Source organism: Streptomyces sp. NPDC014894, assembly GCF_043080985.1.
Taxonomy (GTDB): domain Bacteria; phylum Actinomycetota; class Actinomycetes; order Streptomycetales; family Streptomycetaceae; genus Streptomyces.
Genome location: NZ_JBIBWD010000004.1, coordinates 311,611 through 324,023 on the forward strand (window position 1 = coordinate 311,611; position 12,413 = coordinate 324,023).

The window sequence follows — 12,413 nt, forward strand, 5'->3', positions numbered from 1 at the left end:
TCAGTTGGCCAGGGCCACCGGAACGCCCATCACCTCCCGCGCGTGACGGTTCGGCACCAGCCCCAGATCCCAGGCCTGCCAGCCGTCCTCCAGCCGCACACCGCGCTCCAGGATCACCGCGAGGGCCTGGGCGCAGTCCTCCAGCTTGCCGTCGCGGGCGGGGTGCCCGGCGGCCTTCAGCCGGGCCAGTTCCTCCTGGGCGACGACGGCGCCGATCTCGATGCCGCCGGGCGAGGCGTACGGCAGCAGCGTGCAGCGCAGGAAGCGGGCCCAGTCCGCGCCGCGCTCGTCCTGGTAGGAGACGAACAGCTCCACCGCCTCGTCGCAGAGGGCCAGCGCCTGCCCGGCGCGGTTGTTGCCCGCGTCGATGAGGGCCAGCTCCAGGCAGGTCCAGGCCTCGCCGTGGGCGACCTTGATCCGGCGGAAGTCGGCGCGGGCGTCCACCAGCAGCTGGCGCGCGAAGCCGGAGTTGCGGAGATTGCCGGTCCGGGCGGCGCGCTGGTCCCGGGTGACCCGGCCCGAGTGATGGCGGGCGCAGGCCAGCCCGTACACGTCGCGCATCCGCGAGAACATCGTCCGCGCCCGCTCCAGCTCCCGTACCGCCTGATCGCCGTCCCCGCGCTCCTCCAGCGCCTGCCCCAGGTAGTACAGCGTCCACGCCTCCCCGCGCGCGTCCTCGTTGTCGCGGTGCCGGACGAGCGCCCGCTCCAGCTGCCCGGCGGCCTCGGCCGGATCCCCGTCGACCAGCCGGGCCCGCGCCAGCTGCGTCAGCGCCCAGGCCTCGCCGCGCGCGTCGCCGGTCCGCGTGTACAGCTCCAGCGCCGACCGCAGCTCCGTGTCGCCGCGCGCCACCTCGCCCATCCGCAGACACACCTGACCGAGCTGGAAGTGCGTCCACGCCTCGCCGTGCAGCGACTCGCCCTCGCGGTGCAGCTCCAGCGCGGTCGCCAGCAGGGCGACCGCCTCCGCCAGGGAGGCCTGGTCGCGCCGGACGGCCGCCAGCGCGTGCAGCGACCAGGCCCGGTCCTCCGCCTGCTCGTCGGAGGACTGCAGCTCGATCGCCTCGGTCAGCCGGGCCGCCGCCTCGGTGAGATTGCCCTGATGGTGCAGGGTGATGCCGAGCGAGCAGAGCGCGAGCGCGGCCCCCGCGTCGTCGTGCGCCTCGCGATAGAGCCCCACGACCGAGGAGAGGGTGGTGCGGGCCTTGTCCAGCTCGCCGAGCTGACGGGCCGCGATGCCGGTGCGCCACCGTACCGACCCTTCCAGCAGCCCCTGGTCGACGGCGTTCGCCAGCTCGCTGATCTCCCCCAGCCGGTAGAGGTCGCCGCGCAGCAGACAGTAGTCGGCGAGCGCGCCGAGCAGCTGGAGCACGATCTGCTGGTTCACCCCGTCCGCGTGCCGCAGCGCGGAGGTGATGGAGCTGGACTCGTCGTCCAGCCAGCGCAGCGCCGCGTCCAGCGAGGGGAAGCCGTGCGCGCCGAACTGCCCGGCCCGGGTGGACATCTTGCCGTCCACCATCCGGATCACCGCCCCGGCCAGCTCGGCGTAGCTGCGGATCAGCCGCTCCTGCGCGGCCGTGCGCTCCGCCGCCTCCTCCTCGTCCAGCAGCCGGACGAGCGCGAAGGCGCGTACGGCGTCGTGCAGCCGGTAGCGCCCCGAGCGGGCCCGTTCCACCAGCCCGGCGTCCGCGAGCGCGGTGAGCAGCCGCCGCGACTCCTGCTCCTCGGCGGCGAGCAGCGCCGCCGCCGCTGCCGCGCCCAGCGAGGCCCGCCCGGCGAGCGCGAGCCGGCGCAGCAGCCGGCGGCCCTGCTCCGGCTGGTCGGCGTAGCGCAGCGAGAGCGCGCGCTCCACGGGCCCCGCCGCCTCGTGCGCGCGCAGATCGGCGGCGAGCCGCTGGGCGCTGCGCGCGCCCAGCGAGGATCCGGCGACGCGCAGGGCGAGCGGGAGGCCGCCGCACAGCTCGCGTATCAGCTCGGCGGACTGCGCGTCGTACGGGTTCCGCGCGTCATGGGCCGTCTGTTCGCCGACGGCCCGCAGGAGTTCCTCCGCGCCCGCCTCGTCCAGCGCGGCGACGGACAGCTGGTGCACCCGGGCCGGGACGTCGTCGCCGAGTTCCAGCGGTTCGCGCGCGGTCACCAGCACCAGGCTGTCGGAGCGCTCGGGGATCAGGGTGCGCACCTGGGCCGGGTCGCGGGCGTCCTCCAGGATCACGGTGACGGGCAGGCCGGTCAGATGCCGGTGGTACAGCTCGGCGAGCCGCCGCACCTGCTGTTCGGCGGAGGACCGCTCCCGGAAGAGGAGCTGCTCGCGGGGCGCGCCGAGGCGGTTCAGCAGATGCAGCAGCGCGTCCCGGGTGGCGAGCGGGCGTCCGCTCTCGCCGCGCAGGTCCACCACGCACGCGCCCCGGAACTGGTCCTTGAGGTGGTGGGCCGCGCGGACGGCGAGGGTGGAGCGTCCCGAGCCCTGGCAGCCGTGGAGGACGACGACGGTGGGCCGGGTCTCGGTGGCCGCGCGGGACGCGTGGACCCACTGGGCGATCTGGGCCATCGCCTCCCGTCGGCCCGCGAACGGACCTTCCGGTTCCGGGAGTTGACCGAAGGAGTTGCCGAGCACCGAGCGTCTGCGGGCGGCGGCGCTGCGGTCGCCGCCGCGCAGCGAGGGCGCGGCCGCGGGCTTCCGGCCGCCGGTGCGGGAGGTGGCGGCGATCATCCGCTGCTGGTCGAGGAAGGGGCGGATGCCGCGGACCTCCAGCGCGGTGAGCCACTGGAGCCGCAGCTGTTCGGCGCCGCCGGGCCGGCCGAGCGCGCCCGCCCTGCGGTGGGCGGCGGGCCAGTGGGCCGCGGTGGCCCTGGCGACGGTGGCGGCGGCCCCGGCGACGGCGACGGCGGCCCCCGCGCCGAGCGCGGTCCCGGTCGTGGTGCCGAGCGCGAGGTCCGCCCCGGCGGCGGCGACCGCGGCGACCGCCGTCACCAGGGCGGGAGTCGCGAGACTGGCCCTGCTGAACTGGGCGGACAGCGGCCGCGCGGCGGCCTCGGCCTCGGTCAGCGCCCGTTCGTACGCGGCGTACTCCTCGGCCGCGCCCGCGGCGATCGCGTCGAGCGCCTCGCGCCCGCGCGCGAGCGTCACCCTCGCGTCCGCGCCCCCGCCCGCCCGCCGGGCCTCCTCCTCCACGGCCCGTTCCAACAGCCTCTCGGCCTCGGTCCGATGACTCTCCCGCATGGGGCTCCCCCTTGACGTCAGATTCCGCTTGCGGTGTCGAGTGTCCTGTGTACGGGTCCGCTGCGCGAGGTACGGGAGGGATCTTCCCTGTGGCGTCCATGCCAACTATGCAGGTGGGGGCGGGGGATTCGCCCGGGCGTGGCCGGACTTGTGCGGGCGGCGGTCGTACGGCCGGGGCGCGGGCGACCACGGCGGGATATGGCCCCGCCGGGGCCGGGGCCGCGCGGCCCCGGCGGGTGCGTCGCACCTCGGGCCCGCCGGGTGGACGGGCGGCTGTCCGGGGCCGTGGGGCCTTCCGCGTGCGGGCCGGGGGCTCGCGGGGGGCCGCCCGGCGGGGGCGTGTCGCACCTCGGGGCCGCCGGGCGGTCGGGCGGCTGCGCGCGGCCGCTCGGGCGGGGTGGGCGGGGCCTTCCGTATCCACCGGCCGGGGGTGCCGAGGGCGCGCGCGGGAGGCCCCGGCCGAGGGCGTGCGCGCCGTACTCCGTGCGGTCGCCGGGCGGGCGTCATACGCCCCGCCGGTCCGGGGTGAGGGCTGTCGTGGCGGCGGGCCCGGCCCCGCCCGCCCACCGGCCGGGGGACGGGAGCCGCCCCGGCGGGCCGTTCCGGGAGGGCCGCCGGGCGCGGCGGGCGGCCGGCGTCCGCGCGTCGCCGACGGCCGGTGGGCGGTGGGGCGGACGCGCCGAGAGGCGGGGGCGCGTCGGCGATGGGCCTTCGGAGTGGCTCTCCCTGCCCGGACGGACGCGGGATCGCCCCGGCGCGGTTCTCGCGGACCGGCCGGGGCCGCCCGCCCCGGGCCTCGTGGCGGAGCCCGGGCGGCGTTACGGGATCCGGGCGGCGACGGCCTCCGCGATCGCGTCCATGCCCGCGTCTCCCGGGTGGATCCCGTCGCCGGAGTCGTACGCCGGGGCCAGCGCGTCGCCGTGGCCGGGGCGGGGGTCGGCGAGCAGCCGGTCGAGGTCGACGACCGCGTCGTAGGCGCCGCTGGTGCGGATCCAGTGGTTCACGGCGTCGCGGACCGCCTCCTTCTCGGGCGTGTAGTAGGGGGCGTATCCCCGGAACGGGGTGAGGGTCGCCCCCACCACGGTGACCCCGTGCCGGCGGGCGTCCCGGATCAGCTTCCGGTGGCCCTCGACGAGCTGCTTCGCGTCGACGGCCGGCCGGTGTCCGCAGCCCCGGTCGGCCAGCCCGCCGCCGCCGATGTCGTTGATGCCGATCAGGACGACGGCGGTCCTGACCCCGGCCCGGCCGAGGACGTCGTGGCGGAAGCGGCCGGCCCCCCGGTCGCCGTAGCAGGCGGAGTCGGTGAGGAGCATGTTGCCGCTGATCCCGGCGTTGACGACGCCGAGACGGCGGCCGTCGGCGAGCAGCCGTTCGGCGAGCCGGTCGGGGTAGCGGCGGTCGGCGCCGGGGGTGGATCCGTAGCCGTCGGTGATGGAGTCCCCGAAGGCGACGACGGCCCCCTCGTTCCGGGCGCCCCGCACCTCGACGCCGGAGAGGAGGTAGTGGGACTCGCTGGTCTCGCCGAAGGCGTCCCCGGAGATCTCACGGGTGCGGTCGCCCACGGCGCGGTGGGCGGTGGCGAGCCCGTCCTCGTGGAAGGTGGCCGGCCCGGTCCCGGCGGCGAAGTGGAAGGTGACGGTCACCTTCTCCAGGGCTCGTACGGGCAGCCGTACGGGGTCCGAGCGCTGTTCGGAGCCGACGGGTACGACGGTGCCGCCGCGGCCGTCGAAGCGCAGCTCCCGGACGGTGCCGGGGCGCACCGCCGCGCCCTGGCCGGCCCGGGCGACGGTCGCCCGGGCGAGGTGCAGCGGGCGGTGTCCGTAGCGGTTGGAGAGCCGGATCCGCAGTTGGGATCCCTCGGCGGCGACGCGCACGGTCTGGCGCAGGCTCTGGTCGGCGAATCCGTCCCAGGCCCAGTTGGGCCAGGACCAGGGCAGGGGCGGGACGGGGCGGTGGAGGCCGGCGCCCCAGGCCGCGGTCCACGCGCCGCCGGACATATCCCCGGACGCGCCGCCGGACGTCCCGGTCCCGTCCGTCCGCCCCTGCGTGGGTCCCTCTGCCGCCGGCGCCTTCGGGGCCGCCGGGGCGGGGGCCGCGGCGACCGCGGCCAGCAGGGCCGCCGCCAGGGCGGTTCCGCGGAATGGTCGCTTCCATGAACGCACGGGAACTCCTTCGGTGCCGGGTTACGGGGGAACGTATCCGGCGGGCCCCCGGGGGCAAACACGGCGCGACGGCCGCGCGGTGCGGTCAGCCGGGCCCGGGAGGCACCCGGAAGGTACAGGTGACCACCTTTCCGGTGGCGGTGACGGTGGATTCCCAGTGCTCGGTCAGGGCGTCGACGATGAGCAGTCCCCGCCCGTTCTCGGCGGAGGCGGAGCGGCGCCGGAGAGCGGGGTGCGCCATGACGGTGTCGCGTACTCTGAGGACGATCCGGTCGTCCCGAGACTCGACCTCCAGCTCGCATATGCCATCGGCGTGGTCCTGGACATTCGCGAGGAGTTCGGTGGCCACCAGGGCGATATCGAAGGCGGTTTCCCCGAGCCCCCTGCCGTGCAGATGATCCGTGACGGCCCGGCGAATGCGACGGATCTCCGAGGACCGAACGGTCAAACTCATGCACAGTCGCGTATCGGCTTCTTCGACGTCTTCCACGGAGATCACGGCTCCTCCTGTCCACCGGTGCCGAGGGTGCGGGGTCCCTCTCGGTCCACTGGTGATCGTGGACCGTGCAGAGCTAACTGCGAACCGGGCCGTACGGGTACCGTTGACGGCGTGTCTAACCGTGAAAGCCATGAACGCGTGGGGAGTTGAGGTGACCGGGGCACCCCTGAAGAAGCGCAACACGGGCCTTGAAGCACTGCTTGAGCAGGCACGATGGTCGCGTACTCAACTCGCGGGCGCGGTAAATCGAACGGGTGACCAGATTGGGATGTCGCTGAAGTACGACCAATCGGCTGTTTCCCACTGGCTTGCCGGGACGCAGCCGAGGGAACAGGTCAGAGGAGTCATTCTGGAAACGCTCGAACGTAAGCTCGGGCGCCCAGTGACATACGCGGAAGCCGGGCTGCAGCAGCCGACGGACCGGAAAGGGTCCGACGGCGGCGACACTGTCGAATCCCTGATGGATCTCGGAAGGGCAGACATGGATCCCTCGCGTCGCGGAGTGCTCACCGCAGGCCTCTACTCGGCCGCTCTCACCGTTCCGCTTTTCACCGATGTCGCACACGCCGAGGAGGCCCGGCGCGTCACCGGGCCCGTCGGCCGTATCGGCGCGGGCGAAGTGACGACGGTGAGAACGATGACCGATCGAATCGCGGACATACTCGACGAACTCGGCGGCGGCCATGCCCGCCCCATGGCGGCGGCATTCCTCGTCAACACCGTACTGCCGTATCTGCGCGCCGGCGGCGACGAGAAGAACCGCAAGGACATGCTGTCCGCCGCGTCCGACCTGACCTATCTGACGGGGTGGATGGCGATGTACGAACGGGAGCACGGGCTCGGCCAGCGGTACTACGTCAAGGCGCTCAGGCTCGCGGGGGAGGCGGGCGACCATGTGACGTACTGCCGCACCCTGCGCGGGATGAGCCTCCAGGCGTCCAACCTCGGACACGGCCGCAAATCCCTGGAGTTAGCCGACTCGGCGGCCCAGGCCGCCCCCGGCGCGGGGCCCCGCCTGGCGGCCTTCCTCCGGGGCCAGCAGGCGCACGCCGCCGCCATGGTCGGCGACCGCCCCCAGGCCTTCACCCGGCTGCGGCAGGCCGAGAGCGCGCTCTCCCGGGCCGACTCGCGGCGCGAGTCCGTCGGCGGCTACGACCGCGCGGCCTATCAGTTCCATGTCGCGCACGTCCTCTACGAGACCCGTGACCTCGCCGGGTCCATCGCCGCCCTCAAGGAGTCCCTCCGGGCCCAGCCCCGCCGCGAGCGCCAGGGCAGGGTCCACTCCAACGCCGTCCTCGCCCAGCGCCAGCTGGAGTTGGGACATCTGGAGGAGGCCTGCGCCACCTGGGGCGCGTTCCTCGACGACTACACCACGCTCTCCACCGCCCGCGGCGACCACCACTTCCGGTCCATGCGCCGGCGTATCGCCCCGTATCGAAGGATCCGCGCGGTGCGCGAACTGGACGAGCGGGCCCGCGCGGTGGCCGACACCCGACGCTGACCACCACCTCCGGCGGCACGGTAATAGCCGGAAGTGGGCACCCTTCTCCGCCCCGGAATCTACGGTGACCGAATGACGACCGAGCCCTGGGACCCCACCACCCCCGGAGTCCTCCGCCTTCCCTCCGGCCGCCTGCTGCGCGGCCGCGCCCTCCGCCACGCGCTGCCGCCCGGGCGAACCCCGCATTTCGCCGTGTATCTCCTCGGCAAACAGCCTCCCGAGGTCCCCTGGGAGACCCACTGGCTGCGCTGGCCCGACTTCCGTCTCCCGGCCAACCGGCCCGAGGCCCGCGCCGTCCTCGCCGAGGCCTGGTCCCGCTCCGCCACCGAGCGCGTCGAACTCGCCTGCGGCGGCGGCCGCGGCCGGACGGGCACCGCCCTGGCCTGCGTCGCGGTCCTGGACGGCGTCCCGGCGGCGGAGGCGGTGGCGTATGTGCGCCGCCACTACAGCTCGCACGCGGTCGAGACGCCGTGGCAGCGGAAGTACGTCCTGAGATTCGAGGGCTGAGGACGGGGCGGGGGCCGGGCGACACCGGGCCGCGGGCGCCGCGCCGCCGGGAGCGCGGCCGTGTCCGGGGAGGGCCGCACCGGCCCGCGCGTGTGACCCGGATCACCGTGCGGGGGCGATGAGTCCGGCCCGGTCCCGCGGTCGTACCAGGGACGACAGAGCAGCGCGGCGCGGAGCGTTCCGTACCGCGCCGCACCGCGCCCGTGACACGGCGCGCACCCGCGCCGCACCGCCCGTACCCCGTACACCCGCACCCCGCACACCCAGCGCCATCGCGCACGCGTGAGAGGAACACCGAGGACATGACGGAACCCGTGAAGGGCCCCGCGAGCTACTTCCCCGCGATCGAGAAGAAGTACGGCCGTCCCGTCGAGGAGTGGAAGGAGCTGATCCGCTCCTCGCCCCTCACCAAGCACATGGAACTCGTCGCCTGGCTCAAGTCCGCGCACGGCCTCGGACACGGCCACGCCAACGCCCTCGTCGCCCACACCCTCGCGGAGAGCCGCGCACAGTGAACGGCCGCGCGCCGCCGGAGCCGGACCGGCCCCGGCGCGCGAGGACGTCAGCGCAGGACGACCGGCAGATGGTGCAGTCCGCGCAGCATCAGGCTGGGCCGCCAGACCAGACCCTCGGGGTCGGCGTCCAGCGCCAGGCCCGGGCAGCGCTCCAGCAGCGTGCGGAAGGCGACGGCGCCCTGCATCCGGGCCAGGGGCGCGCCCAGACAGTGGTGCACGCCGTATCCGAACGCCATGTGGCCGCGGGTCTCCCGGCGGATGTCGAAGCGGTCGGGTTCGGCGAATCTGCGCGGATCGCGCGAGGCCGCGCCCAGCACCACGGCCACCGACTCGCCCCGGTCGAGGGTCGTCCCGCCGATCGTCACCGGCTCCTTGGTGTAGCGGAACGCGGCCGTCTCCACCGGGCCCTCGTAGCGGAGCATCTCCTCCACCGCGTTCCCCAGCAGCGACCAGTCGCCGCGCAGCGCCGCCAGCTGATCGGGGTGGCGCAGCAGGGCGAGGGCGCCGCTCGACAGCAGATTCGCCGCCGTCTCATAGCCGGCCACCAGCAGCAGAAAGGCCATGCCGAGCGTCTCCTCGGCGGAGAGCCGGTCCTCGTCGGCTTCCGGGGCGCCGGCCAGCGCGCTCAGCAGATCCGCCCCGGGCTCGCGCCGTTTGTCGTCGACGAGCCCGGCGAGATAGCCGGTCATCGCCCCCGCCGCGGCTTGGGCCGCCTCGGGCCGGGTGAAGTCGGTGCTCTCCAGATACCAGCCGTGGAAGGTCTTGCGGTCGCCGTCGGGCACGCCGAGGAGTTCGCAGATCACCGCCAGGGGAAGCGGCAGCGCGAACGCCTCGACCAGGTCGACGCGGCCCAGCGGCAGCATGGCGTCGACGAGTTCGTCCGCGATCCGCTGCACACGCGGCCGCAGCTCCGCGATCCGCCGAGGGGTGAAGTCCTTGGCGACCAGCTTGCGCAGCCGGGTGTGCTGCGGCGGGTCCGTCTGCACCATGTTCAGGCCGATGGAGTTGCCGCCGTCGTCCTGCCAGGCGGCGGAGTGGCGGATGTCGTTCGACAGCCTGGGGTCGGCGAGCGCGGCGCGCCCCTCCTCATGGCCCACGACGAGCCAGAACTCGCCGGACGCGGCGGTCCGCACCCGGTGCACCGGCCCGTGGGCGCGCATCCGTTCGTAGACCGGGTAGGGATTGTCGACAAAGCTCTGGCCATACGCGGACAGGTCCGCGAGGTCGGTCGGGGTCACGGTGTCTCCTGGCTCGGGACGGAAGGAAGGGAGGGCGGGTCGGCACGGGCCGGTACGGGCCGGCCGGCGGGGGAGACGCCCTCGTCGCGGTCGCGGCGGCGGTCAGCGCCCGGACCAGGTCACCGGCAGGGACAGCAGGCCGTGGAGCACGAGGCCGCCCGGCAGATGCCGCGGCGCGAACCCGGGCGCGAGCCGCAGATCCGGCAGCTCCGAGACCAGCGTCTCCAGCGCGATCCGGCTCTCCAGCCGGGCCAGTCCGGCCCCGAGGCAGGCGTGGTCGCCGTGGCCGAACGCGAGATGCCGTACGGGGGCGGTCCGGTCGAGCCGGAAGGTCTCCGGGTCCTCGGCCGCACCGGGGTCCCGGCCCGCCGCCGCGACCATCGCGTGCACCTTCGCCCCGGCCGGGACCCTCACACCGCCGACCGTCGCGTCCTCGACGGCGGTACGGGTCACGCCCTGAAGCGAGGAGGTGAAGCGGAGCCCCTCCTCCACGGCCGCGGGGATCAGCCCCGGGTCGGCGACGACCCGCTCCCACCGGCTCCGGTCGCGCAGCAGCTGGTGGACGGTGTTGGCGATGAGGTGGGTCGTCGTCTCGTGGCCCGCGGCGAGCAGGAGCATCAGCGCGAGGACCGCGTCGTCGTCGGTGCACACCGGATCGCTCTGCGCGGCGGCCGCCGCGAGGACGCCGAGGAGATCGCCGGACGGCCGGCGTCCGCGCTCCGCCAGCAGACCCCGGACGTACGCCTCGAACGCGAGCACGCCGCGGGCGCAGCGGAGCTGGTCCTCCGGGGGCAGCGGGAGCACCTGCATGAGCAGCCAGTCGCCGTTCCACGCCTTGACCGTGTCCCGGTCGCCGGGCGGGATGCCGATGACGTCGCAGAGCACGGCCAGCGGCAGCGGGTACGCGAACCGGGACAGCAGATCGACGCCGTCCCGGCCCTGGGCGCCCTGGGGCTCCTGAGGCTCCCGGGACTCCCGCAGCTCCTGGACGAGGGCGCGGGCCGAGGCCCGGACGGCGGGTTCGCGGCGTCGCAGGGCGCGCGGCGAGAACTCCTCGTCGAGCAGGGCGCGGAACGGGCCGTGCGGTCCCGGATCGGCGTTGAACAGCGCGACGCGGTGGTACACCGAGCCGGCGAGCAGCTCCTCGCACTCGGCGCTGAACCCGTACGCGCCCCGGGTGTTGGCCCGGCTGGTGAACCGCTCCGGGTCCGCGAGGACGGCGGTCGTCTCCGCCCGGCCCGTGACGACCCACGGGCCGTCGGGTGTCATCGGGCAGACGGGGGCGCGCCGCCGGGCGACGCGATAGGCGTCGTAGGGGCTGGCCAGATACTCGGGGCTGGTGAGGTCGAACAGCGTCGCGGGGTCGAGCGCTGTCGCGGGGGCGAGGGGCTCCGCGGGCTCCGGCGGCGTACCGGGGTCGAAGGGCGTCGTCCCGGGCGCGGGCGGCCTCGCGAGGTCGTCGCGGCCCGCGGCCCGCTGGTTGTCCCGCTGGTTGTCCCGCTGGTCGTCACGCATGGGCGCCGCCGTCCGCGTCCGCCGTCTCCGGCCGCCCGTCCGGGGCGCAGCGCACCGGCAGACGCAGCAGCCCGCGCATCAGACTGGGCCGCCAGGCCAGCGTGTCGGGATCCGTGTCCAGCGCGAGACCGCGACAGCGTTCCAGCAGGGCGCGCAGGGCGACGCCCGCCTCCAGCCGGGCCAGCGGCGCGCCCAGACAGTGGTGGACGCCGTGGCTGAAGCCGAGGTGGCCCCTGGCGTCGCGGCGGATGTCGAAGCTGTCGGGGGCGGTGAAGCGTTCCGCGTCGCGGTTCGCCGAGGCGAGGAGGACGAGGACGGGCTCGCCCGCCGGGATGACCGTACCGCCGATCTCCACGTCCTCGGAGGCGAAGCGGTGGGCGGTGGAGTGCGAGGGGCCGTCGTAGCGGAGCATCTCCTCGACGGCGTCGTCGATCAGACCGGGGTCGGCGCGCAGGGCGGCGAGCTGTTCGGGGTGGCGCAGCAGCGCGCAGGTCCCGTTCGCGATGAGATTGACGGTGGTCTCGTGCCCGGCGACGAGCAGCAGGAAGGCCATGCCGAGCATCTCTTCGGGCGAGAGGCGGTCGCCGTCCTCGTCCATGGTCCGGACCAGGGCCGCGAGCAGATCGTCGTCGGCGGTGCGGCGCTTGTCCTCGATGAGCGCGGCGAGATAGCCGGTCATGGCCTGGACGGCGGCGCCGGCCGCCTCCGGGCTGCTGGGGAAGACGACCTCGCCCGACCAGAGGCGGAACCGCTCCCGGTCGGCCGCCGGGACGCCGAGGAGTTCGCAGATGACGGCCATGGGCAGCGGCATCGCGAAGGCCTCGACGAGGTCGGTCCGGCCGGCCGCGAGCATGGCGTCGATCAACTCGTCGGCGATCTCCCGTACGCGCGGGCGCAGCGCCTCGATACGGCGGGCGGTGAACTCCCGTGCCACGAGCCTCCGCAGCCGGGTGTGGTCCGGGGGATCGGTCTGGAGCATGTTCAGCCCGATGGCGTTGCCGCCGTCGTCCTGCCAGGAGGACGAGTGCCGGATGTCGTTGCGCAGCCGGGGGTCGGTCAGCGCGGCGCGGGCCTCCGCGTGCCCGACGATCAGCCAGACGTCGCCCGCGTCCTGGGTCGGTACGCAGTGCACCGGCCCCTGTTCGCGCAGATGGGCGTAGACCGCGTACGGGTCCGACGCCGGGTCGACGCCCGGGGGAGCGACTTTCTCGAAGGCGGGCATGGTCATGGGAACGCTGTCCTCTCACGTCGTCGATG

General features: G+C 74.9%; 9 protein-coding genes. 3 read left to right on the forward strand and 6 right to left on the reverse strand.

Going from position 1 to position 12,413, the window contains the following annotated elements; genetic code table 11:
* From ACF089_RS12355 to ACF089_RS12365, 3 genes are all read right to left on the reverse strand, one after another.
* Positions 1-3,219 (reverse strand): tetratricopeptide repeat protein, encoded by a 3,219-nt coding sequence (locus ACF089_RS12355; RefSeq protein ID WP_392025302.1) that lies wholly within the window; start codon positions 3,217-3,219, stop codon positions 1-3.
* 818 nt (positions 3,220-4,037) lie between these two features.
* Complete coding sequence (locus ACF089_RS12360; RefSeq protein WP_392025303.1) at positions 4,038-5,381, reverse strand: SGNH/GDSL hydrolase family protein; 1,344 nt, start codon at positions 5,379-5,381, stop codon at positions 4,038-4,040.
* An 85-nt stretch (positions 5,382-5,466) separates the two neighbouring features.
* Positions 5,467-5,835, reverse strand: a complete 369-nt coding sequence (locus tag ACF089_RS12365; protein ID WP_392025305.1) for an ATP-binding protein — start codon at positions 5,833-5,835, stop codon at positions 5,467-5,469.
* A 175-nt stretch (positions 5,836-6,010) separates the two neighbouring features.
* Here ACF089_RS12365 and ACF089_RS12370 point away from each other — a divergent pair, with 175 nt between their 5' ends.
* The 3 genes from ACF089_RS12370 (at position 6,011) to ACF089_RS12380 (ending at position 8,403) form a co-directional block, all read left to right on the forward strand.
* Positions 6,011-7,381, forward strand: a complete 1,371-nt coding sequence (locus tag ACF089_RS12370; RefSeq protein ID WP_392025306.1) for a hypothetical protein — start codon at positions 6,011-6,013, stop codon at positions 7,379-7,381.
* Between the two features lie 72 nt (positions 7,382-7,453).
* Positions 7,454-7,888: a protein phosphatase gene (locus tag ACF089_RS12375; RefSeq protein ID WP_392025308.1), complete on the forward strand. Its 435-nt coding sequence runs from the start codon at positions 7,454-7,456 to the stop codon at positions 7,886-7,888.
* 302 nt (positions 7,889-8,190) lie between these two features.
* The gene (locus ACF089_RS12380) at positions 8,191-8,403 is read left to right on the forward strand and encodes a DUF4287 domain-containing protein (protein WP_392025309.1); all 213 of its coding nucleotides are present in this window, start codon (positions 8,191-8,193) and stop codon (positions 8,401-8,403) included.
* 47 nt (positions 8,404-8,450) lie between these two features.
* Here the strand turns inward: ACF089_RS12380 and ACF089_RS12385 are convergent, their stop codons facing one another.
* The 3 genes from ACF089_RS12385 to ACF089_RS12395 all read right to left on the reverse strand — a co-directional run bounded on the left by ACF089_RS12385 (position 8,451) and on the right by ACF089_RS12395 (position 12,384).
* Positions 8,451-9,641, reverse strand: coding sequence for a cytochrome P450 (locus tag ACF089_RS12385; RefSeq protein ID WP_392025311.1), 1,191 nt, complete (start codon positions 9,639-9,641; stop codon positions 8,451-8,453).
* 102 nt (positions 9,642-9,743) lie between these two features.
* Positions 9,744-11,156 (reverse strand): cytochrome P450, encoded by a 1,413-nt coding sequence (locus tag ACF089_RS12390; protein ID WP_392025313.1) that lies wholly within the window; start codon positions 11,154-11,156, stop codon positions 9,744-9,746.
* A complete protein-coding gene (locus tag ACF089_RS12395) occupies positions 11,149-12,384 on the reverse strand; it encodes a cytochrome P450 (RefSeq protein ID WP_392025315.1) in 1,236 nt (411 codons plus the stop codon). The genes ACF089_RS12390 and ACF089_RS12395 overlap by 8 nt, the downstream gene beginning before the upstream one ends.
* Positions 12,385-12,413: the final 29 nt, after the last annotated feature.

Excerpts from the sequence above, each read along its gene's own strand:
- ACF089_RS12355 (WP_392025302.1), bottom strand. The coding sequence starts at position 3,219 with ATGCGGGAGAGTCATCGGACCGAGGCCGAGAGGCTGTTGGAACGGGCC.
- ACF089_RS12380 (WP_392025309.1), top strand. The coding sequence starts at position 8,191 with ATGACGGAACCCGTGAAGGGCCCCGCGAGCTACTTCCCCGCGATCGAG.
- ACF089_RS12390 (WP_392025313.1), bottom strand. The coding sequence starts at position 11,156 with ATGCGTGACGACCAGCGGGACAACCAGCGGGACAACCAGCGGGCCGCG.
- ACF089_RS12365 (WP_392025305.1), bottom strand. The coding sequence starts at position 5,835 with ATGAGTTTGACCGTTCGGTCCTCGGAGATCCGTCGCATTCGCCGGGCC.
- ACF089_RS12370 (WP_392025306.1), top strand. The coding sequence starts at position 6,011 with ATGAACGCGTGGGGAGTTGAGGTGACCGGGGCACCCCTGAAGAAGCGC.
- ACF089_RS12395 (WP_392025315.1), bottom strand. The coding sequence starts at position 12,384 with ATGACCATGCCCGCCTTCGAGAAAGTCGCTCCCCCGGGCGTCGACCCG.
- ACF089_RS12375 (WP_392025308.1), top strand. The coding sequence starts at position 7,454 with ATGACGACCGAGCCCTGGGACCCCACCACCCCCGGAGTCCTCCGCCTT.